Genomic DNA, 21,897 nt, shown 5'->3' with positions numbered 1-21,897 from the left:
GATATTTTTTGTAGTTTTAGCTACTTTTTCAGGAAAAATTAATTATTTTTCTGGAATTTGCCTCAGTTTTTTAGCTATCAGGAGGGAGTCATACTAAATCTGTTGAGTATAGGCTAGTTATGAGGATAGGCAAAAGGCAAGAGGCAAAAGGAAAAAGAGGGAATAGATAATCAGTCTTTAATAACCGGATTTAGTGTCATAATAACAGAATGGCCTCGCGTGCTTGGAAAAAGTGCCAAAACCGTTATTTAGTAAGGTTTCCAGTAATATTCAGCCAACCCAATTATCAATCCGAATCTGGCCAAAGCAGCCGGACAGCAAGCAGCGCAAAACCAATGGCCGCTATCGCTTTTAATATCTTAGCGGGGAATAACTGCGCCATACTGCCCCCCGCCAGGACTCCTAAGAAACTGGTGCAGATTAAGGCGGTAATTGAGCCAAAAAAGACAGCTTTGGGTGATTTGGAACTGCCACCGAGAGCGATCGCTACTAATTGACTTTTATCGCCGATTTCTGCCAAAAAAACCGTGATAAATGTCAGTCCGAATAATTGCCAATTCATAAATTTTAGGGAGATGGGAAGCTTTTTTCAGTGAACAGTAAACAGTAAACAGTCACACTGATCACTGATTGCTTAGAGAATATCGCCGATCAGTAAACCAGTGATCAAAAGTAGAAGGATAGCGACACCGATATCTAAAGTTTTGGGGGAAAGACGACGCGCAATCCAATAACCAATCAGGACACCGAGGAGACTGGTAGCGATTAAAGCGCTGGCTGCCCCGGCAAAAACCACCCAGGGGGATCGGGATTCGGCGCTGATGAGAAGGGTGGCTAATTGGGTTTTATCGCCGATTTCAGCAAAAAATATCGTCAGGAAGGTGGAACTAAACACCGTCCAAAAACTCCAAGAAGGTGGATTATCTGGCTTTTTCTCGGTTGAGGCGATCGATTTGCTATCACTCATCGGCTAAGGAAATAATTTTCATACTTTTTTCATTTTAGCCCGACTGGTTTTCTGGCGATAGTTTCTGCTGTTGATTACGCTGTCTCCTTCCCCCAATAGTTAAAAAACCCTAGTCGATCGAGGTAGAGTTTCCATCCTAGAGTTTAATAATTATTAGACTAGGACGAGCGCAAATTGCTTGGAGGTATAGCCCCTATGGTAGAAAACAGAGATTATACTCTGATTATTGACAAAAGTGGCAGTATGTCCACTGCTGATAAACCCAGCGAGAAAACCCGTTGGCAAATTGCCCAAGAATCCACCCTCGCCTTGGCTAGAAAGTGCGAGGAATTCGATCCCGACGGCATCACTATCTATCTTTTTTCCGGACGTTTCCGACGCTATGATAATGTTACTTCCGATAAGGTGACACAAATTTATCAAGAAAATGAACCCATGGGGAGGACAGACCTGGCAGCTGTGCTTCAAGATGCCCTCGATAATTATTTTCAGCGCAAAACTGCTGGCAAAACTAAACCCAACGGAGAAACTATTCTGGTGATTACCGACGGAGAACCAGATGATCGCAAAGCGGTGATGCGTCAAATTATCGAAGCTTCTCGAAAACTCGATCGGGATGAAGAATTAGCCATTTCTCTGATTCAAGTAGGCCATGATCGACAAGCGACAGAATTTCTCAAAGCTTTAGACGATCAGCTAGAATCGGCGGGGGCTAAATTCGATATCGTTGACACAATTACTATCGATGATATGGAAGATATGACCCTAGCGGAAGTTCTTCTCAACGCCGTTACCGATTAATTTCTACCAGAGTAGGGGTGATATATCTTCACCCCTAATCAAGGAGGATTTAACTGCTAGTCAGGGCGACAAATTTATCTTTTTCTTCATCGGATAATTGATCGGATTGTCCGGTGATTTGTTTGTAGATTTTGAGATATTCCAAAGCGGATTTATACCAACTAAAATCTTGAGTCATTGCCCGTTGCTGTAGTTTTTGCCAATCCTGTTTATAACGGAAACTTTCCCAAGTCCGGATCATACAGGTAAACAGGTCTAAAGGTTCATAGCGATCAAAACTAAATCCTGTTCCTCTTTCCTGAATCGGGTCGTGGAAAGATACCGTATCGACTAAACCACCGGTGCGCCGTACCATGGGAATGCAACCGTAACGCATGGCCATTAATTGGGAAATGCCGCAGGGTTCAAAACGGGAAGGCATTAACAAAGCATCGGCCCCCCCATAGATGCGACGGGAAAGGGCATCACTATAGAGAAGATGCAGGGACATTCGCCCCCGGAAACGGGAAGTCATCTCCCATAGTTGGGTTTCATAATAGCGATCGCCTGTACCCAAAATAATCAATTGTGCATCAGTATAGGTGAGAAAGCGATCTAAAATTTGCATCACTAGATCAATACCTTTTTGTTCCACCAAACGCGTCACCATTGCCATGACAAAGGCACTTTTACTGACCTGTAGCCCCACTTCTTCTTGCAGGGCAATTTTATTGATCAGACGTTTTTCGATGGTTTCTGGGGTAAAATTCTGCTTAAGATAAACATCTTTAGCCGGGTTATACACCTCCGTATCGATGCCGTTGACAATCCCCACCAGATTGCCAGAAATATAGGACAATAATCCCTCTAAATTTTCGCCATAAATGGGGGTCTGTATTTGACGGGCATAGGTGGGAGAGACAGTCGTGACGCGATTGGCAAATTGAACCGCCGCAGCCATAGTATTATCGCCCTGCATATACCAAGGACACCAAGTCATTTTTTCTAACGCCTCCCGCCAAGGACCCTGGTAGGCGAGATTATGGATCGTAAAAACGGTGCTAATATCGGGGTCTTGGTGCATCCAGACGGGAATCATGCCCGTATGCCAATCATGACAGTGAATAACTTGCGGTTTCCAGTAATTCCAGGCGAATTCCGCCGCACCATTCGCAAAAAGGGTAAATCGCCAGGCCTCATCTTCGCCTCCGTAGATACTGCGTCCAGAGAAAGCTAGATGACCAAAGAGGTAGAGAGGAATATCTGTATCGGGTAAAACCGTTTCATAGACTGAAAAATCCTGAAACATGGCGAATCCTGACCAAATGGGTTCGGAAGGGATGTCCATTTTTTCCTGGAGAAAACCGTAGTAGGGCAGAAAAATCCGCACATCATGACCTAGCTGACGCAAGACTTTCGGTAATGCCCCAATTACGTCTCCCATTCCCCCAACTTTGGCAATTGGGGCGGCCTCGGCACCCACAAATAGAATTCGCATATTCTTCCCGCTTTACTTGACGACGACAAGAAATTTTAACAGATAAAACCCCCCTAGCAGGATTTGCAAGTAGGTTATTATCGGATTAGCCTAGATTTTTCTTTAACGAACCAGAGAGCCAACGAGGGCTATAATTAGCTTTTTTGGACATTATTGAGTTTTTTAGGCTCTTTTTACCGTCTTTTTAGCAATTTTTAGCCGATCAGCACTGTTTCTGTCTCTGTCAAAGTTAAATCCACTCCTCTTCATCCCCTTTGTTTACCTCCCGATCTTGGTTTTGATCCTGGGCGGGGGGCGTAATAATCCGATAATTGACATCGTACACTTGATCGGCTTTTTCCCCGCGAGTCTGTTTGGCTGTGCGGTAACTATAGGAATAAACCGAGCCAGTTTGAGAACTGTCACTTGGAGGCTTGACAAAATTTGCCCTTTGGCTTCGCTCAGGGTCAACTCTTTCATCATCTGCAAGCCTAGGCGGGAATTCTTCCCGATCCTGAATGGTAGTCGGTTTTTCGGGGGGTGTATCAAAATTCCAATCATCACCGCTATCTCTTTCCCAATCGTTACCCGGTGGAGACGGAGCAGAATCTTGAATATAGGTAGGTCGGGGAGATGGCGGTGGGACTGTAGGATTATTTCCTATACGAGGGGAAGCTTTTGGGGCAGCTAAAGGACGACCAAAACTATAGAGAAATTGCAGGGTTAAACCACTGATAATTCCCGCTAGGGTGAAAAGTAACACCCAGACCGCTAGGGGCAGTTTTACCGTCATAATACCGCCAAAAAAGACCAAAGTGATCGCCCCCAGATTCTGCCAGATCAGTAATCCGCCCACAGCGATCGCAAATAAGACCATAATCCAGCCCATTTTTACCTCCCTTGACTCAGTGATCAGTAAACAGTGACCAGTAAACAGTGATCAGTAAACAGTGATCAGTAAACAGTGATCAGTAAACAGTAAACAGGTATAAAGATAAAGATAACTAACTAACTAATTAACTTAAAACTTACATCTGATAACTGATAACTGATAACTGATAACTGATAACTGATAACTGTTAATGTCCTTGCCAGCGATTAATGGCCACACAATCGATATCTAACTGATCGAGAGTACGAGCGATGACAAAATCGACCAAATCCTCGATCGATTGGGGATGGTGATACCATGCCGGTATTGCTGGCACAATTCTAACGCCCGCCTCGGCTAAAGTGGTTAAATTACGCAGATGAATTAAACTAAAAGGGGTTTCTCGCGGCACTAAAACCAATTTTCTGCCCTCCTTCATCTGCACATCGGCTGCCCTTTCTAGCAAATCGGAACTTAACCCCCCCGCTAATTTGGCCACTGTACTCATGCTACAGGGAATAATTATCATGCCAAGAGTGCGATAGGAACCACTGGCGATCGTTGCCCCCACATCCCCCCAACGATGACAGCGTAATTTTCCCCCTTCCATCACCCCGCATTGGCCGCGCCAAAATTGTTCTTGCAGCTCCGGTTCTGGCGGCATCCGAATATTATCTTCCGCTTGCCAGACAGTGTAAGCTGATTTGGAAGCCACTAGATCGATCGTGTAGTCGGCTAAAAGTAGATATTTGAGAGTACGGACGGCATAAATCAGCCCTGATGCCCCCGTAACGCCCAAAATTAGCGGTTTAGATAATTCCTTCAAGCTCTAATTCCTCGATCAATTGTAATCCTCTCGGATCGCCCACTTTTAATAAAGCACCTCTCGCATCTTCCTTGACACCTAAATCCTCATCTTCCACCAAGGCCTCGATCAAAGCATCGATCGCCGTGGCATAAATCACATTGAAGGGCAATTCTCGGCATAATTGACCGATCGACCAAGCGCAATTACTCCGCACCGCCGCGATTAAATCTCGGCGCAATCCTTCAATTAAAGGCGGCAAGACGGTGATGATATCTTCATAATTGACCTTGGCAATCTGGGCCAAACTACTGGCAGCCCATAATCGCACCGCCGAAATATCGGTTTTGAGAGCATGAACCAAAGGCTCGATCGCTCTGCGGTCGCCACAGTTACCCAGGGCCCAAACTACCCCTTTTCTGACGTAACCATTCCAATCTCTGGCCAGTAAATCGATTAAAGGCTCCACGGCGCTAAGACTGGGATTTCGTCCCAAAGCATAGGCGACACTGACACGCACTAGGGGACAGACATCGCTTAACATCTTCAGTAAAGGAGCGATCGCTCTTTCGTCACGCAATTCACAAAAGGCGCGGGCCGCGATCATTCTCTCGCTCACATGAGCAGAAGTAAGCAATGAAAGCATTTCCTCGGGATCGGGGGGGATTTCCGCTGCTTGATCCGGATCGCTCCCATCGAGAGGATTATTTAAGGAGTTGCTAGAGTCTAGGATTTCATTGTCGTACATACTTGTTAGATTATCTTAATCCGTGACCGCTTACGTCAAGCCCAAAATCAAAAAGTAATTGCTGGTTGGGGAGACTTTTCAGTTTTGGATGAGTAGAAAACGGGTTTCTCCGAGAAACCCGTTTTCTGTGCGTTACTCAACGGATTTAGTAAACCGAAGACTCAAATCCGAGCGAAGATAGGCAGCCCGTATCATCACTGATAAGCTAAGACGCATTCTCACCGCCTATTCTTGCATTTACAAAACCTAGCAGACTAGAAAGTAAATACAGGGCTAATTTTAGTGTTTTTCCGATGCCAAGACGCGGATTTGAACCGCGGACACGAGGATTTTCAGTCCTCTGCTCTACCAACTGAGCTATCTCGGCTTTTTTCAGTCCTTTCTCAATATAGCACGCCCTCGAAATAATTGCAAGGTTTTTTTCTAAAAAGTTTTCTGCTCGACTAGATTGGCAAGGTGAGGGTAAAAGTGGTGACAGCGTTGGCACTGGTGACATCGATGGTGGCATTCAGGGGTTTAATCAGTTTGCAGACCAAAGCTAAACCTAAACCAGTACCACTGTAGCACCAGGGATCTTGGTGAGGAATGCGATAAAAAGGGGCGAATATTTTTGATAATTCCTCTAGGGCGATTTCTACTCCTAAATTGCTCACACTAATTAATATTTGCTCGTCCGCACGCCTGACATTTACCCTAATTATCCCCTGCTTCGGAGTATATTTAGAAGCATTGGTCAGTAATTCCGCTATGATGCGCTCGATATGACACAGACTGCTGTTAATCTCCGGTATATCCCCATCTATATCTAAAATTAACTGCTGTTGTCGCTCGCGGGTGAGAGTGCGAAAAGGTTCCACTAATAAGGGTAGCCAAGAAAGTAAGTCGATCGCTTCGATCGCCGGGGGTTCGGTTTCCGCATCCAGATAGGTTAACGTCAACAGATCATTAACTAACTTACTCTGACGCTGAGATTCAATGTTAAGAATTTGCAACAGTTGACCGATCGAATCCTGTGGATCGATCTCGATCCCTTGATATTCTAGAAGACTTTCCAGGGTTTCCACCGCTAGACGAATGCTGGTAATCGGGGTTCGCAGTTCATGGGAAAGGGTTTTCAGGAATTCGCTTTTTAATCTTTCCAGTTTTTCTAATTCCCTCACTTGTGCTTGGGAAGATTCGTAGAGTCGCGCTTGTCGAATAGCGATCGCACATTCGGTGGCAATATGTTGAATCAAATTAGTTTCTAAAGAGTTAAAAATATGATTAGCTGGTCGAATTAGCCAAAGATTGCCCAAAAAACCCTGATCGTCAAAGATAGCACAAGCACAACGGTTAACACGACCAATTTGCGGATTGCCAAGAGGAAGACGATCGACAAATTGTAAAATTTGTTTGTGCAGCAGCGGTTGATAGATTTCGGGAAAATCGCTAATTTGACGGGTAATTCCCTGACAGATAAGCTCTTGAGTGGTATATTCGTGGACAATGGTGGCTTTGCTGCGACTGGAATCATAAAGCTCAATTTGGGCCCGTTCTACGGGTAAAACCTGCACTAATTCCCTAGTGGTAGTTTGCAGAATATGATTTTCATCGAGACTATCGCGAATTTTTTCGGTAATCCGTCCGATTAATGCTTCATACTTCAAAGTCATCTGCAATTCGGCGGTTCTTTGCTGAACCTCCGATTCTAAGGCAGTATTCAAGCATTTTACCCGTTGGTGCAGTTCCGCTTGTTGAATGGCAATTCCCACTTGAATGGCTAATTGTTTGAGCAGATCGATTTCTTGGGATTGCCAAGGGCGAGTTTTTTGGCAATTCTGGGCAATTAGTAACCCCCAGAGTTGGTTATCGCAGATAATCGGCACCACCAAGTTAGCCTGTACTTGCAAAGAAGTAAGTAAGTTGCGATAACAGGGATCAAGTCCCGAATTATGGACATTTTCAATAACTTGAATCCTGCCGCGACGATAATTTTCCAGACGTTCTGGGGATAAATTAAAACAGGGATCCTGGATCCTGTTTCCTAAGACAGAATTAATCCTCCCAGTATGGGATTCCACCACAATCATGCCACTATGATCGGGGAATAAACGATAAATTAACACTCGATCGCAGTTGAGAAATTGTCGCACTTCTTTAACAGTTCTTTGCAAAATGCGATCAAGATCCAACGATTGCCGGATTCTTTCCTGCATTACCCCCAGTAGTTGTTCTCGTTCTGCTTGTAATCTTAAAGCTTCTTCGGCCTGTTTGCGTTCGGTGATATTGGTACTGGTTCCCACTAAACGATAGATGCTTCCATTGTCATCCCGTAGGGGTGTTAAAGTCGTTAGCCACCAGTAGGGTATATTTTGAAAAGGTAAATACTGTTCGTAGGAAATAGTCGTTCCGTAACGTACACAATCACTGTAGTGTTGCCGCACACTACGCGCATCATCGGGGGGAAGGATTTGTTCGGGAGTTTTGCCTTTAATATCCGATGAACGCAATCCTGTCCAGCGTTCATGAACGGGGTTTGCTCCCACATAGCGAAAATCTCTATTTTCCAGCACGTCCACCACAAAAATCGACGCTTGCACGGAATTAAATATACTACGCAGAAACTGCTCGGAATCCTCCTCTTTTAGCTGTGCATCCAACTCGGTATCGATTTCTGACGGCTGCTTTTCCATAAGAGCCTCCCATTGTGCTAATTGGTGGATTTGGATCGATAATCACAAAATCGTCGGCTACTCCTAGAGCGATTTAATTATTTCTTAAGATCCTCGCACAATTTTTCCTATCCGCTGCCGATTCCGATATATTTCTTTGCAAAAACGAGAAAGCAACCCCAATATACTGAGATCGCTTATCAGTTATCAGTGACCAGTTATCAGTGATCAGGTTTAAGTTTTAAGTTAAGTAGCTAGACACAATTAATCAAACATATCTAACTACCTCTTCCATAAGTGCATGAGTGCCTATCCTCACCAAGAAGTTAATTTTGTCCTATTACTTATCGGAGTTCAATTACAGCGTTTCTCATCAAGATGAAGCATAACCTAATTTGGTATCGACGACCGGCTCTCCAAAAGGAGAACTTCCTACCTCACCATTTAAGATAACTGCTGTAATTAGTTAACCATATATGTTATTTTCAGTAATCACTGTTCACTGATTACTGATTACTGATCACTGATCACTGAATTTAGGCTTCTTGGTTGACAAAAGGCAATAAAGCCATTAAACGGGCCCGTTTCACCGCTTCAGTTAAATCTCGCTGTTGTTTAGAAGTTAAACCGGTGATGCGTCTAGGTAGAATTTTGCCGCGTTCGGTGATGAATTTGCGGAGGAGTTCGGTGTCTTTGTAGTCAATCGGTTGACTGGGGGAGATGGGAGAGAGACGTTTACGATAGTAGCTCATAGATTTGTAAAGATTGCTTGACTTTTTAACTAAAGTGTGTTTACTTAATTTCCTTGTGGACGGTGTGCTTATTGCAGTGGGGACAGTATTTCTTGATTTCCAGTCTGCCGGTGGTATTGCGACGGTTTTTGCTGGTGGTGTAGCGAGAAACGCCGGGGGTACGCTTATCGGGATTACTGCGGCATTCCGTGCATTCTACAGTGATGATCAGGCGAACGCCTTTTTTACTAGCCATAACAACAGGGGATCGGGTAAATTTACACGCAATCGATCATTATGACATATCTGGGGCTTTTTAGGCAAGAGAGGCCGGGGCGAACCCAGGGAATTGTCGGCTAAAAAGTTGAGTTTGGGATGAAATCCAGCACAAAAAAGCTAGAATAATCACAGCAGTTGGCGAGGATGAGGAAAATGACGGTAAGATTGGGTAAACCGATTTTAGTGATGGGGATAGGCATTACCATCGCTTTCACCCTAGGGGAAACTCTCAATAGTACACTGAGCGAAATCGGTTCCTGGGGTATTTTAGGTGCGTTTGCTCTTGGTGCTGGTATCTGGTTTTGGCAAAAACCCCACTCGAAAATCGATTTTTCCTCCCCCACTCCCTTGAGTCTAGAAAAGGTTAAACAAGCGATTAGCAAGGCCGAGAAGATAATTAATTATCTGGCCAAAGAAGACCCAAATCAAGACTTAACCCCACTGAAAACCACTTTAACCCAATTAAACCAAGAATTTAGTCGCCAAGACCTGAAAATTGCCATTACCGGCGCTAGAAAAACTGGTAAAACTGCCTTAAAAAAACTACTAGAAAGCGGCAACTTTGGGGAATCTATCGCTTTTCTGGAAACGGAACCGCTTCTAACTCTCGACTCCACCGCTAACCAGAAAAAGTCCCTAGCAGCCGACTTAGTTTTCTATCTTATCAATGGGGATTTAACCGATTCCGAATGGCAAATCCTCCAGCAATTCGATCGAATGCACCAGCGTGTTATCCTGTTACTGAATAAACAGGATCGTTTACCCGCCGAAACCAGAGAAGAAATACTCCTTTCACTGAAACAAAGACTAAAAGAAACTATTCCCGCTCATCATATTTTAGCCATAGCTGCTGCCCCTGAACCCCTAAAAGTTCGTCAACATCAAAGCAATGGAGAAATCAAGGAATGGACGGAACCTCAAACCGTGGTTATCGCTCCTTTAGATAATCATCTCCGACAAATTATCGAACAAGAAAAGTCCGAATTAGTTCTTGGAACTATCTGGAGACAAGCGCTAGAATTAGCCAAGGAAACCAAACAATTACTTAATCAATCCCGACGCAAAAAGGCTTTACCTGTTATCGAACAATACCAATGGATAGCCGCTACTGCCACTTTTGCTAATCCCCTAGCGGCCCTAGATTTAGTTTTAGCAGCAGCTACTAACGCTCAAATGCTAGTGGATTTAGGGGGAATTTATCAACAAAAAATGTCCCTTGAACAAGCAAAAACAGCCATGACTGTCCTAGGGAAAATGATGGTACAATTGGGCATGGTAGAAGTGACAACCCAGGCATTAGGAACGATTCTCAAGGGAAATGCGATTACTTATATCGCCGGTGGTACAGTGCAGGGAATTGGGGCAGCCTATCTAACTCGTTTAGCTGGTTTAAGTTTAATTGAATATTTTCAAGAACAGGAAATTAACGAGCAGCTGAATAATGATTGGAATTGGACGAGTTTGCAGGATAAAGTTAAACAGGTCTGGGAACAAAATCAGCGCCTAGCATTTTTACAGGATTTTATCAAGCAAACGAGCGCTCGTTGGTCGGCATTTTCTGGTTAAAAAATCTAGTTAAGAACTGGGAAAAGGTAAATGCTGACGCAGCACATCCCAGCGCGAACAATCCCAATAATCAATATGAGAAATAATCAGATTATTGTCATCGAGAGTTAATTGGCTGCGTCCAGAAATAGCGATGCGAGGCCGCCAAGGTAAAGGAGTTGTCCAGTGCAATGTCCAACGGGTATTAATAATATTTCCCTGCTGTTCAATTGCGTGGACATCCATCTTGATAGCTTGGAACCATTGACTCATAAAACCAATCATTTCCCGATAGCGTTTAATCCCCCGAAATTGATTGAGAGGGTCTTGAAAATAAACGTTATCAGCATAAATATCATAGGTTTGATCGAGGGGAAATCTTTGATAATCTTGCTGCAAAATAGCGATAATATCCATAAAATACCCAATTATTCCCGATAGCTATTGCCTTTTTTCACTGCTGAGAGGTAACTGTTAACTATTAAGTAACTAAGCAAAATTAGTTATACATATTTAACTACCTATTGCCTATTGCCTATTGCCTCTCCTAAACAAGAAATTAATTTTGCACCACTACTTAAAAGATCACTCCCGTCAAACTAAAGGGACGGACTTCGGTAATTTTAACCTTAACAAATTTGCCGCGCAATTCCTCAATATTTCCGGTAAAGAAAGTTAAGCGATTGCCTCTAGTTCTTCCCATAACTTGACTAGCATCTTTAGGGTTAACGTCTTCCACTAAAATTTCCTCAATTCTGCCTAAATATCTTTGGGAACGTTCGGCGGCTTTTGTTGCCACTAAATGATTTAATCTTTGTAGGCGATCGCTTTTTACCTGCTCACTTAATTGATCATCCCAAATAGCGGCCGGAGTCCCGGGACGGGGAGAATAGGCCGCCGTATTTAATTGATCAAAACCAATCTCATCGACTAATTTTAAAGTATTCTCGAACTGTGCCTCTGTTTCTCCGGGGAATCCGACAATCGCATCGGCACTAATGGCAGCATCCGGCATTAAATCGCGAATATTAGCGATAATTTGTCGGTATTTTTCCTGAGTATAGCCCCGTTTCATGGCCTTGAGGATATCATTATCCCCCGATTGAAAAGGAATATGAAAATGTTCACAAACTTTAGGTAATTCCTGACAAGCTTTAATCAGACGTTCGGTAAAATAGCGGGGGTGACTGGTGGCAAAACGGAGACGTTCAATGCCGGCCACATCGTGAACGTAGTAGAGTAAATCGGTAAAATTGTGCAGATGTCGGCCGCTTGCCGTCACTCCGGGTAAATCCCGTCCGTAGGCATCGATATTTTGACCTAAAAGGGTGATTTCTTTATACCCCTGTTGTCCTAATTGTGCCATTTCTGCTCGAATTGCCGCAGGAGTGCGAGATTGTTCCACCCCGCGCACCCCCGGAACCACACAATAGGTACAGCGTTCATTGCAACCATAGATGACGTTCACCCAAGCGGTAATATTACTATCCCGGCGCGGTTTGGTGATATCTTCCATGATGTGGATGGGTTCGGTGGCCACCACCTGGGAACCGTCAAAAACTTGTTGTAATAAGTCTCCCAAGCGGTTTGCGTGTTGGGGACCGATAATTAAATCCACTTCGGGAACCCGTCTTAATAATTGTTCCCCTTCCTGTTGGGCCACGCAGCCAGCGACAATTAAAGTAAGATCGGGTTGAGTTTGTTTGCGTTTAGCCTGTCTACCGAGATAGGAATACACCTTCTGTTCGGCATTATCGCGAATTGTACAGGTATTGTAGAGGATTAAATCGGCTTCGTTGGCATCCTCAGACCATTGAAACCCCAAATCTTCTAAAATACCCGCCATGCGTTCGGAGTCAGCTTTATTCATCTGACAACCAAAGGTGGTGATATGGTAACGACGTGGGGACTTATTCATGATGCTGGCTACAGAAACAAGAGTGCAGGTTTCTATTTTAGGCTATTTATCCTCTGACTTGAAAGAAGCGGTCGGCGGTCGGCAGGATTCAGGAGTCAGGAGTCAGGAGTCAGGAGTCAGGAGATTATTTTTATTTATTGTCCCCACACCCCACACCCCACACCCCACACCCCACACCCCACACCCCACACCCCACTTCCCAGAAAAAGCATACTCAGCCATACAAGCAAATAAAAACGAAACTTTTGCTTTGAGGATATCTCCTGACTGGTAGGATAAAAATAAACCATAACTAGGCAGTTTAACCTCCACGCCGCCGAGGCCACACCTTTAATCATCAAAGGAAAAGTATTTATATGTCTAAAAATCAAGTGTTCGATTTCTTCGCCTTAGCCGCTAAAAACGAAGAATTGGGTCAAAAAATGCGCTCAACCCAAGATCCTCAGCAATTACTAGAGATAGCTCGCTCCCAAGGCTTCGATTTCTCCCGTCCTGAATTAGAAGCGGCACTCAAATCCTTGCACGAGAGTCCCGACTTTTTCCAAAAGTTAGCTCATGCAGTGTTAGAAGTTTTCAGTCCTAACCACGATAATTATCCCTCGATCGGTGTCCAACCCTACGAAGGTGAGATCGATCGCTAGAATCAGTGATCAGTTTTTTAGCCGTCAGGAGTCAGGAGTCAGGAGATTATTTTTATTTATTCTCCCCACTCCTCTCTCCCCAACCCCAGCCGTATATAGTATAAAAAAATTATAAAAAAGCCGAAATTAGGGAAAAATAGGCTTTTATCTGCCAGTAAATCCAGCAGAGACAATTGAGCTGCCAAGAGAGAAGTTAAAGGGCAAATGCAGTCATAGCAAAGGTTTTAGCTGTCAATGTCCTGAGAATTGCTGAGGCTGATGGGCGAAAGGAAGGAATGATTAACTTTCGTTAACCGGAAGATGAGAAATAATCATAATGTTTTATATTGTCAAAGGTGTCATAGTTTCCTATGCTTTTTTTAGGTTGATAATTTTGCCTGACTCGTCAAATTTTTACCAACCAGCCCTAGAAAATAAAATTAGTGGATGAAAACGGTCACGATCGAGATAAAATTTAGGATGGTCTTACCCCCACCTTGCCACGATCCCGACTGCCACCAAAGCTAGAGCAGGAAAAGTAACAAGGAAAGAATTTGACTGAAACAAAATTGATAACGCTAACGAAATTAATAGTTTAGTTTGGCTTGACAAGCGAGGAACAAAAAAATGCCAATTGCAGTAGGAATGATTGAAACCCTAGGATTTCCCGCCGTTGTGGAAGCGGCCGATGCCATGGTCAAGGCCGCCAGGGTGACTCTAGTGGGTTACGAAAAGATCGGTAGTGGTCGCGTCACTGTCATTGTCCGGGGAGACGTTTCAGAAGTGCAAGCTTCTGTGGCTGCCGGAGTGGAAAACGCCAACCGGGTTAACGGAGGACAAGTGCTATCTACCCATATCATCGCTCGTCCCCACGAAAACCTCGAATACGTGCTGCCCATTCGCTACACCGAAGAAGTAGAGCAATTCCGCAGCTATTAAACACCGTTGATCGGGGTCAGCATCTATAGAGTCGAAGAAAGCCAACCATTAGGAGACAAAAATATTATGTCAATTGCAGTGGGCATGGTGGAAACCTTGGGTTTCCCAGCCGTCGTCGAGGCGGCTGATGCCATGGTGAAAGCCGCCCGCGTAACCCTAGTAGGTTACGAAAAAATTGGTAGTGGTCGCGTCACCGTCATCGTCCGGGGGGACGTTTCGGAGGTACAGGCCTCCGTATCGGCGGGGACAGAAGCGGCATCTAATCGTGTTAAGGGTGGTCAAGTCCTCTCGACCCACATCATCGCCCGTCCCCACGAAAACCTCGAATACGTTCTTCCCATCCGTTATACAGAAGCCGTGGAACAGTTTCGTGAAAGTGTTAACCCACAACCTTTAAGACGAATCTAGAGCGCAACTAACTTTTAGTGTAAACAAATTCCATGCAAATTGCCAAAGTTTGCGGAACCGTCGTTAGCACCCTGAAACCGCGCAGTATGACGGGAGTGAAACTTCTGCTTTTGCAATTCATCGACGCACAGGGGCAACTTTTGCCTAAATACGAAGTAGCGGGTGATATTGTCGGAGCGGGGCTTAATGAATGGGTGCTAGTGTCCCGGGGAGGAGCGGCTCGGATCGAAGACGGGCAGAACAATCGCCCCCTTGACGCGATGGTGGTGGGGATTATTGACACTATAACCGTAGAAAATCGCACCCTCTACAGCAAGAGAGACGAATTTCGTCAATCCGGTTAGAAATCGATAGGACCCAAACACAGTTAATTAACAACCAGCCAGCCAAATTCAGTATGGAGGAAGACTAACTATGGTCGTCCGCACAACGGCGGCTAGTCCGAAAAAGCGGACCAAATCCCCAGAGGAAACGCGCATAGACGAGAGTGCCAAAGTCCACACCTTCTCTAACCTCAGTGGCGCTATCGAGATCGGGGCGCGAGTGGTGATCGCTCCGGGGACTTCCATCCGCGCCGATGAAGGAACCCCCTTTCACATTGGCGACGACAGCAAAATTCAGGACGGAGCAATCATCCACGGTTTAGAAAAAAGCCGTGTGGTGGGAGATGACGGCCGAGAATATTCGGTGTGGATCGGCCGGGGCAGCTGTATCACCCACATGGCACTCATTCACGGGCCTGCCTATGTGGGCGATCGCTGTTTTATCGGTTTTCGCTCCACCGTCTTTAATGCCCGCATCGGGGCCGATTGCATCGTCATGATGCACGCCCTCGTTCAAGACGTGGAAATCCCCGCCGGTAAATTCGTGCCATCCGGTTCCGTGATCACCAGCCAACAACAGGCCGACCGCTTACCCGATGTCACAGAAATCGATCGAGCCTTCACTCGTCACATTGTCGATATCGACCTCGCCCCCAGCGTCCCGGTCAAGGCCCACAGTCCAGCGACTCCTGCACCAGCAGCCGCTATAAACATCGCTAATGAGACGCTATATAGAAATTCGGTGACACCTATGAGTTTAAATACAAACATTCGAGCGCAGGTTCGCTCCCTCCTCTCCCAAGGCTACAAGATCGGCATCGAATACGCTGACAAACGCCGCTTTAAAACCAGTTCTTGGTTAAGTGCCGGCTTTATCGACGGCGGCCGCGAAGAACAGGTATCCCAATCCCTAGAAGCCTCCCTCAGAGACCTGCAAGGCGAATACGTCCGCCTGATCGGAGTCGATCCCGCCGCTAAACGGCGCATACTGGAAATGATTATCCAACGCCCCGAAGACACACCGGGAGAACCGGCCCGCACCACCACCGCCGTCCACGGCGGTCATGGCAACGGTAACGGCCATTCGGACCTGTCCGTACAAGTGCGTTCCCTGCTGGCCCAAGGGCTGAAAATCGCCACCGAACACGCGGATAAACGCCGGTTTAAAACCAGTTCTTGGTTAACCGGACCTGCGATCGAAACCAAGAGCGAAGCGGGCATCATTCGCGATATTGAAGCGATCGTGACTGAAAATAGCGATGAGTACGTCCGTCTGATCGGGATCGACCCGCAAGCGAAAAAACGCGTCGTCGAAATGATTATTCACCGCCCCGGCAGCACCCCCGCTAGTAACGGCAGCGGCAAAGCCAGCAGCTACAGCGCCCCCGCTAGTAACGGAGCCAGTCATAGCAGCAGTGGTAGCTTAAGTGGGGAAACGATCGCTCAAATTCGTTCCCTGCTCGCCCAAGGCTACAAAATCGGCACCGAACACGCCGATAAACGCCGGTTTAAAACCAGTTCTTGGCAGAGTTGCGCTCCGATCGAAAGCAATCGCGAATCCGATGTAATTAATGCTTTGGAAGATTGTTTACGCGAACATAGCGGCGAATACGTCCGCTTACTCGGTATCGATGCTAAAGCCAAAAAACGGGTTTTAGAAACGGTGATCCAGCGTCCCGATGGTTCGGTGAGTAGTAATGGCAGCAGTAAAACCGCCACCGTTGCTGAACCGAGTTTCAAAAGCTCTGCTTCCGGTTCCTCCGGCGGTGGTACTGCCACTTTAACCAGTACCTTAACGGCGGAAACGATCACTCAAATTCGCTCTTTATTGAACCAAGGTCACAAAATCGGGGCCGAACACGCGGATAAACGTCGTTTTAAAACCAGTTCTTGGCAAAGCTGCACCCCGATCGAGAGCAGTCGCGAATCCGATGTGGTGGCCGCTTTAGAAACCTGTCTGCGCGACCATCAAGGGGAATACGTTCGTCTAATCGGGATTGACTCCCAAGCGAAACGTCGTGTTCTCGAATCGATTATTCAACGCCCTTAATTTCAGGACTCGGCGATCGGTGAAGGGAGATAGGTGTTAGGTGTTGGCGGATCGGGAAAAATACCGGAAACTCTAACCCCTACCCCCTAACCCCCGCTCACTGATCACTGATCACTGAGTAACTGTCAATTATGTCCTTACCCCCCGTTCAACCTATTAGCCGCTCGGAATTCTATGTCAATGGTGATGTAACCATTGATGAGAGTGCGATCGTGGCTCCGGGGGTGATTCTCCGAGCAGCCCCCAATAGCCAAATAATTATCGGTGCGGGTGCTTGCCTGGGTATGGGAACAATTTTAACCGCCTATCAGGGTGTGATTACTATCGGTGCAGGGGCAATTTTAGGTACAGGTGTTCTAATTGTCGGTCGGGGTGAAATCGGTGAAAATGCCTGTATCGGGTCAACCACAACGATTTTTAATGCTTCTGTGGCAGCGATGTCGCTCGTACCGTCCGGTTCCCTGATCGGAGATACTTCCCGTCAAATTACCATCGAGGTGTCAGCGACCCGATCGGAACCGGAAAGGCCCCCTTTACCGGAACCGCAACCCGTAGTCAGTCAAGTGTCCCCAGTGCCGTCAGTGGAGGAAGTGGTCGCCGAAACCGTGGCCAGTCCTTGGGATGGCGAGGAAATGGTCGCCGAGGCCAGTCCTGCGGAAACCAGAGAACAAGCATCTACTACTAACCGACCGAATCAAGCATCGGTGGTCGGAAAGGTCTATATCAATCAGTTATTGGTCACGCTATTTCCAGAACGTCATCGTTTTAATGGCAACAATAACCATAATTCTTGAAGGGGAAAATAATCGTTCACAAGCCAAAAATCTCAACAATAATTACTGAGTAATTAGACCTAATTTATCTAGAGTTCACGGCTGTCTAACTGTCCTCTAGGTACTGGGTATAATTGCTTAGAAATCCTGTTAATATTTAGCGATTGCCGACATTTTTTGAGGTTGTAATTATTGATAATCTTCCTCAATTAAAGGATAGTTTTAATCGCTCAAAGCCTGATAAGCAGAAGTTTCTGCGTGTCAATCAGGTAAATTTTTGTTGATTTTTTTGTGTTTTTGTAGAGATTGTCAAAGTTAGATGACGACAGATTAAAGAAACTAATCCCCCCGAGAAAAAAAAACAATCAAAATTTTAGAGATAGAGAAAAAAAATGATCAGAATAGGATAAAGTTCGTGTTAAGATGATCAGTTGAAAAAAACATTAGTGAAAATTGCTCCCTAACTTCGCTCCTGGCAGCAGGGGAAAGGAGCTTAAGAAAAATCTATGTCGGTTGACGGCGAGATTTTACAGGTGCGACTAATCATGCAGTTTATGGAGGAATAATCCCAATGGTGCAAGCCAAATCCAAAGGTTTCCAGGCCGGCGTAAAAGACTACCGCCTGACCTACTACACCCCCGACTACACCCCCAAAGATACCGATCTACTAGCTTGCTTCCGGGTAACACCCCAACCCGGAGTTCCTCCTGAAGAAGCAGGTGCGGCAGTAGCGGCGGAATCTTCCACAGGTACCTGGACCACCGTTTGGACCGATAACTTAACCGACCTCGATCGCTATAAAGGCCGTTGTTATGATATCGAACCCGTACCCAACGAAGATAACCAGTTCTTCTGTTTCGTTGCCTATCCTTTAGATCTATTTGAAGAAGGTTCCGTCACCAACATCCTCACCTCGATCGTTGGTAACGTTTTCGGTTTCAAAGCTCTACGCGGTCTCCGGTTAGAAGATATCCGTTTCCCCGTCGCTTTAATCAAAACCTTCCAAGGTCCTCCCCACGGTATCACCGTTGAACGGGACAAATTAAACAAATACGGTCGCCCCTTACTCGGTTGCACCATCAAACCCAAACTCGGCCTTTCCGCTAAAAACTACGGTCGTGCCGTTTATGAATGTCTCCGCGGTGGTTTAGACTTCACCAAAGACGACGAAAATATTAACTCTCAACCCTTCATGCGTTGGCGCGATCGTTTCCTCTTTGTCCAAGAGGCGATCGTTAAATCCCAAGCAGAAACCAACGAAGTTAAAGGACATTACTTAAACGTAACTGCTCCTACCTGCGAGCAGATGATGCAACGGGCTGAATTCGCTGCCGAAATCAAAACCCCCATCATCATGCACGACTACCTCACCGGTGGTTTCACCGCTAACACCACCCTGGCGAAATTCTGCCGCGACAAAGGGTTACTGCTCCACATTCACCGGGCAATGCACGCGGTTATCGACCGTCAGAAAAATCATGGTATCCACTTCCGCGTTTTAGCTAAGTGCTTACGTCTCTCTGGTGGTGATCACCTGCACTCGGGAACCGTTGTCGGTAAACTTGAAGGTGAACGCGGAATCACGATGGGTTTTGTTGACCTGATGCGTGAAGACTATGTAGAAGAAGATCGCGCTCGTGGTATTTTCTTCACCCAAGACTACGCTTCCTTACCCGGGGTAATGCCCGTTGCTTCTGGTGGTATCCACGTTTGGCATATGCCCGCGCTGGTGGAAATCTTCGGTGACGATTCCTGCTTACAGTTCGGTGGTGGAACCCTCGGCCACCCCTGGGGTAACGCACCGGGTGCCACCGCTAACCGTGTGGCTCTGGAAGCTTGTATCCAAGCTCGTAACGAAGGACGCTCCTTGGCCCGCGAAGGTAACGACGTTATCCGGGAAGCTTGCCGTTGGAGTCCTGAACTGGCTGCCGCTTGCGAACTCTGGAAAGAAATCAAATTCGAGTTCGAGGCTATGGATACCCTCTAATACAGCCCTTCAGAAGGTTGTTAGCAGTTATCGGTGCAAAATAATGCTGGGGACTTGCCCAAAATCGGCAAGCAGTCGCTAGAATTTCAACACTGATAACTGTCTAGCCAATAACTGAAAACTGTATAAAATGTATCCGAAAAAAGTTGTTCAAGATACCGCGAAAGTCTTACAAAGTTACCTAACTTACCAAGCGGTTCGCACGATTATCGATCAATTGTCAGAAACTAATCCCACTTTAGCTATTTGGCTGAGTCACTATACTTCTAGCCATTCCATTCAGGATGGCGAGGCCTATATTGCGGGGTTAATGACTGAGAATAAAGAGTTAGTTTTGCGGATCATGACGGTAAGAGAACATCTAGCCGAACAGGTTTTAGAGTTCTTGCCAGAGATGGTAAAAACGGGAATTATTAATGACAATACCGAACATCGTCGGCAACTTTTGGAACGTCTCACCCGTACTGCTATAAGTCAACCAGAGACATCGGAATTAAATCTCGATGTTGATGATCTACCCAACCCATAAGGAATCAAGAAACCCATGAAAACTTTACCTAAAGAGAAGCGTTACGAAACCCTCTCCTACTTGCCCCCCCTCACCGATCAACAAATTGCTAAACAAATTCAATACATGATCGATCAGGGTTATATTCCTGCTGTGGAATTTGAAAAAGATCCCAAACCCGCAGATTATCATTGGACGATGTGGAAACTGCCTTTATTCTCTGTTTCTGGCCCCCAAGAAGTTCTTAATGAAGTTCGCGAGTGCCGCACCGAGTATTCTGATTGCTACATCCGCGTGATCGCTTTTGACAACATCAAACAATGTCAAACCATGAGCTTTATTGTTCATAAACCCAATGCTGGCCGCTACTAATTTGGCTGTCATCTAAGTATTGAGTATAAGGGGGGTCGCTAGACCTCCTTTTTTTCTATAATTTGTTATTGAAAATCATTGATTAACATCCAAAAACACTTTATTGGAAAATCATTAAGGTTATTACCTTGAAATTCTACAGATTGATTTCTAACCCAAGCATTTGCTACTGTGCGGAAGCTTGTGTCTTTATGATGAAAGTCGCTTCGTTTGTCATAGTATTGTCAGAGATAAAATAGCAACTAAAGGCATAAAGCCTCTTGGTAATTTTCGGTATAATTTTCAATATCTCTGGCTTTATAGTTTAATATAACCTCGAACAGCTAGCAGCTTTTTCTATGAGTTCTCCCATTTATAGGGGGAATGTTTTAATCAATATTTAACACTTTTTCCCCAAGCTTTTTCCGAGGAATTACATATTATTCAATTAGATAATGCTCCCGCACCTACTACGACCGACCTAGAAATCCCTGCTCATATTATCCTATTTTATCAACCTCCCTATTGTCCAGAAGTAAATCCCATTGAGAGAGTTTGGCTATATTTGAAAAACTTATTGGCATGGGCTAATTTTAACTCCCCTGATAACTTAAGAAGTAAACTTTACCATCTTTTCAGTTCTCTATCCAATGACACGATCGACTATTTGACGGGATGGTCTTGGATTTTAGAAACTCTAGGTCTGTCAGGACTTTAGAAAAATGGTATTCGCTTGTCCCCGTCTGGGCCAGTTTTCCTAGCCATTGCCTCATAACTGATATATTTAATGAAAAACTGGGCAATCTAGGACTAGACAGCATCGTGATAAGGGGGATAAGACTTTGGACTCTGCTAACGCTCGGAAAATTCTCGGCTATTTCATCGAAGAAGCAAAAGAACACCTGGAAACTTTGGAACAGGGGATTTTAGACTTAGGCAATCTCGTGAACAACAGTGAACAGATGAACGAGATGTTTCGTGCCGTCCATTCCGTCAAGGGGGGGGCGGCCATGTTAGGCTATAGTAGTATCCAAAAAACTGCTCACCGTCTTGAGGATGCTTTCACAATACTGAAAGAAAATCCCCTAGAAGTGGATCAAAAATTAGAGTCTTTGTTCCTCAAGAGTTATGATCTGCTTCAGATATTGATCGATAAGCTGCAGGCT

Annotated in this window: 24 protein-coding genes, 1 tRNA gene and 1 pseudogene; 14 read left to right on the top strand and 12 right to left on the bottom strand. The window is 45.4% G+C overall.

Annotated features, from left to right (window positions below; translation table 11 throughout):
- Positions 1-286: 286 nt before the first annotated feature.
- Together IM475_RS14770 and IM475_RS14765 are read right to left on the bottom strand one after the other, a co-directional pair.
- On the bottom strand, positions 287-562 hold the full coding sequence (locus IM475_RS14770) for a TMEM165/GDT1 family protein (RefSeq protein WP_002732425.1): 276 nt from the start codon (positions 560-562) through the stop codon (positions 287-289).
- A 72-nt stretch (positions 563-634) separates the two neighbouring features.
- Positions 635-967, bottom strand: coding sequence for a TMEM165/GDT1 family protein (locus IM475_RS14765; protein WP_287728056.1), 333 nt, complete (start codon positions 965-967; stop codon positions 635-637).
- Positions 968-1,162: 195 nt separating this feature from the next.
- Between IM475_RS14765 and IM475_RS14760 the strand changes: the two genes are divergently transcribed.
- Complete coding sequence (locus tag IM475_RS14760; RefSeq protein WP_002791192.1) at positions 1,163-1,768, top strand: vWA domain-containing protein; 606 nt, start codon at positions 1,163-1,165, stop codon at positions 1,766-1,768.
- Positions 1,769-1,817: 49 nt separating this feature from the next.
- On the opposite strand, the gene glgA is transcribed toward IM475_RS14760, so the two are convergent.
- The 8 genes from glgA to rpmG form a co-directional block, all read right to left on the bottom strand.
- Positions 1,818-3,245, bottom strand: coding sequence for a glycogen synthase GlgA (gene glgA, locus IM475_RS14755; RefSeq protein ID WP_287728055.1), 1,428 nt, complete (start codon positions 3,243-3,245; stop codon positions 1,818-1,820).
- Positions 3,246-3,474: 229 nt separating this feature from the next.
- Complete coding sequence (locus tag IM475_RS14750; protein ID WP_287728054.1) at positions 3,475-4,113, bottom strand: LapA family protein; 639 nt, start codon at positions 4,111-4,113, stop codon at positions 3,475-3,477.
- Between the two features lie 190 nt (positions 4,114-4,303).
- Positions 4,304-4,921 (bottom strand): flavin prenyltransferase UbiX, encoded by a 618-nt coding sequence (locus IM475_RS14745; RefSeq protein WP_287728053.1) that lies wholly within the window; start codon positions 4,919-4,921, stop codon positions 4,304-4,306.
- Complete coding sequence (locus IM475_RS14740) at positions 4,905-5,648, bottom strand: HEAT repeat domain-containing protein (RefSeq protein ID WP_287728052.1); 744 nt, start codon at positions 5,646-5,648, stop codon at positions 4,905-4,907. Before IM475_RS14740 ends, IM475_RS14745 begins: the two co-directional genes overlap by 17 nt.
- A gap of 294 nt (positions 5,649-5,942) precedes the next feature.
- Positions 5,943-6,015 (bottom strand) — tRNA-Phe (locus tag IM475_RS14735).
- A gap of 76 nt (positions 6,016-6,091) precedes the next feature.
- Positions 6,092-8,320, bottom strand: coding sequence for a sensor histidine kinase (locus IM475_RS14730; RefSeq protein WP_287728051.1), 2,229 nt, complete (start codon positions 8,318-8,320; stop codon positions 6,092-6,094).
- A gap of 515 nt (positions 8,321-8,835) precedes the next feature.
- The gene (gene rpsR, locus IM475_RS14725) at positions 8,836-9,051 is read right to left on the bottom strand and encodes a 30S ribosomal protein S18 (RefSeq protein ID WP_002770735.1); all 216 of its coding nucleotides are present in this window, start codon (positions 9,049-9,051) and stop codon (positions 8,836-8,838) included.
- A gap of 40 nt (positions 9,052-9,091) precedes the next feature.
- Positions 9,092-9,286, bottom strand: coding sequence for a 50S ribosomal protein L33 (rpmG, locus tag IM475_RS14720; RefSeq protein WP_002734724.1), 195 nt, complete (start codon positions 9,284-9,286; stop codon positions 9,092-9,094).
- A gap of 176 nt (positions 9,287-9,462) precedes the next feature.
- Here rpmG and IM475_RS14715 point away from each other — a divergent pair, with 176 nt between their 5' ends.
- Complete coding sequence (locus tag IM475_RS14715) at positions 9,463-10,875, top strand: slr1306 family protein (protein WP_287728050.1); 1,413 nt, start codon at positions 9,463-9,465, stop codon at positions 10,873-10,875.
- Between the two features lie 9 nt (positions 10,876-10,884).
- Here the strand turns inward: IM475_RS14715 and IM475_RS14710 are convergent, their stop codons facing one another.
- Positions 10,885-11,271: a C6orf136 family protein gene (locus IM475_RS14710; RefSeq protein WP_104398393.1), complete on the bottom strand. Its 387-nt coding sequence runs from the start codon at positions 11,269-11,271 to the stop codon at positions 10,885-10,887.
- Positions 11,272-11,431: 160 nt separating this feature from the next.
- Positions 11,432-12,772 (bottom strand): tRNA (N6-isopentenyl adenosine(37)-C2)-methylthiotransferase MiaB, encoded by a 1,341-nt coding sequence (miaB, locus tag IM475_RS14705; protein WP_287728049.1) that lies wholly within the window; start codon positions 12,770-12,772, stop codon positions 11,432-11,434.
- On the opposite strand from miaB, the gene IM475_RS14700 reads away from it, so the two are divergent.
- The 12 genes and pseudogenes from IM475_RS14700 to IM475_RS14645 all read left to right on the top strand — a co-directional run.
- The gene (locus tag IM475_RS14700) at positions 12,771-13,046 is read left to right on the top strand and encodes a hypothetical protein (RefSeq protein ID WP_287728048.1); all 276 of its coding nucleotides are present in this window, start codon (positions 12,771-12,773) and stop codon (positions 13,044-13,046) included. The two genes, miaB and IM475_RS14700, sit on opposite strands and share 2 nt — an antisense overlap.
- Positions 13,047-13,128: 82 nt before the next feature.
- Positions 13,129-13,413, top strand: coding sequence for a Nif11-like leader peptide family natural product precursor (locus IM475_RS14695; protein WP_002741693.1), 285 nt, complete (start codon positions 13,129-13,131; stop codon positions 13,411-13,413).
- Between the two features lie 606 nt (positions 13,414-14,019).
- Positions 14,020-14,331 carry a carbon dioxide-concentrating mechanism protein CcmK gene (locus tag IM475_RS14690; protein WP_002734613.1) on the top strand — a complete coding sequence of 104 codons (312 nt, stop codon included), beginning with the start codon at positions 14,020-14,022 and terminating at the stop codon, positions 14,329-14,331.
- Positions 14,332-14,397: 66 nt separating this feature from the next.
- A complete protein-coding gene (locus tag IM475_RS14685; protein WP_002733426.1) occupies positions 14,398-14,739 on the top strand; it encodes a carbon dioxide-concentrating mechanism protein CcmK in 342 nt (113 codons plus the stop codon).
- 32 nt (positions 14,740-14,771) lie between these two features.
- The gene (ccmL, locus tag IM475_RS14680; protein ID WP_002734360.1) at positions 14,772-15,083 is read left to right on the top strand and encodes a beta-carboxysome shell vertex protein CcmL; all 312 of its coding nucleotides are present in this window, start codon (positions 14,772-14,774) and stop codon (positions 15,081-15,083) included.
- 70 nt (positions 15,084-15,153) lie between these two features.
- A complete protein-coding gene (locus tag IM475_RS14675; protein WP_287728047.1) occupies positions 15,154-17,112 on the top strand; it encodes a RuBisCO small subunit-like domain-containing protein in 1,959 nt (652 codons plus the stop codon).
- Positions 17,113-17,243: 131 nt separating this feature from the next.
- On the top strand, positions 17,244-17,906 hold the full coding sequence (ccmN, locus tag IM475_RS14670; protein WP_287728046.1) for a beta-carboxysome scaffolding protein CcmN: 663 nt from the start codon (positions 17,244-17,246) through the stop codon (positions 17,904-17,906).
- Positions 17,907-18,456: 550 nt separating this feature from the next.
- The gene (locus IM475_RS14665) at positions 18,457-19,872 is read left to right on the top strand and encodes a form I ribulose bisphosphate carboxylase large subunit (RefSeq protein ID WP_002753365.1); all 1,416 of its coding nucleotides are present in this window, start codon (positions 18,457-18,459) and stop codon (positions 19,870-19,872) included.
- Between the two features lie 130 nt (positions 19,873-20,002).
- Entirely contained in the window at positions 20,003-20,401 is a 399-nt protein-coding gene (gene rcbX, locus IM475_RS14660) for a RuBisCO chaperone RbcX (RefSeq protein WP_002732424.1), read from the top strand.
- A 15-nt stretch (positions 20,402-20,416) separates the two neighbouring features.
- Complete coding sequence (locus tag IM475_RS14655; RefSeq protein ID WP_002741682.1) at positions 20,417-20,752, top strand: ribulose bisphosphate carboxylase small subunit; 336 nt, start codon at positions 20,417-20,419, stop codon at positions 20,750-20,752.
- 193 nt (positions 20,753-20,945) lie between these two features.
- Positions 20,946-21,449: pseudogene (locus IM475_RS14650) on the top strand (IS630 family transposase); the annotation flags it as partial.
- A 124-nt stretch (positions 21,450-21,573) separates the two neighbouring features.
- Positions 21,574-21,897, top strand: a 324-nt coding sequence (locus IM475_RS14645; protein WP_287728044.1) for an Hpt domain-containing protein, incomplete at its 3' end; no start/stop codon positions are given.

Source organism: Microcystis sp. M061S2 (genome assembly GCF_020245605.1).
Lineage (GTDB): Bacteria > Cyanobacteriota > Cyanobacteriia > Cyanobacteriales > Microcystaceae > Microcystis.
The sequence above is the reverse complement of the archived record's forward strand: the minus strand, read 5'-3'. Positions and strand labels throughout refer to the sequence as shown.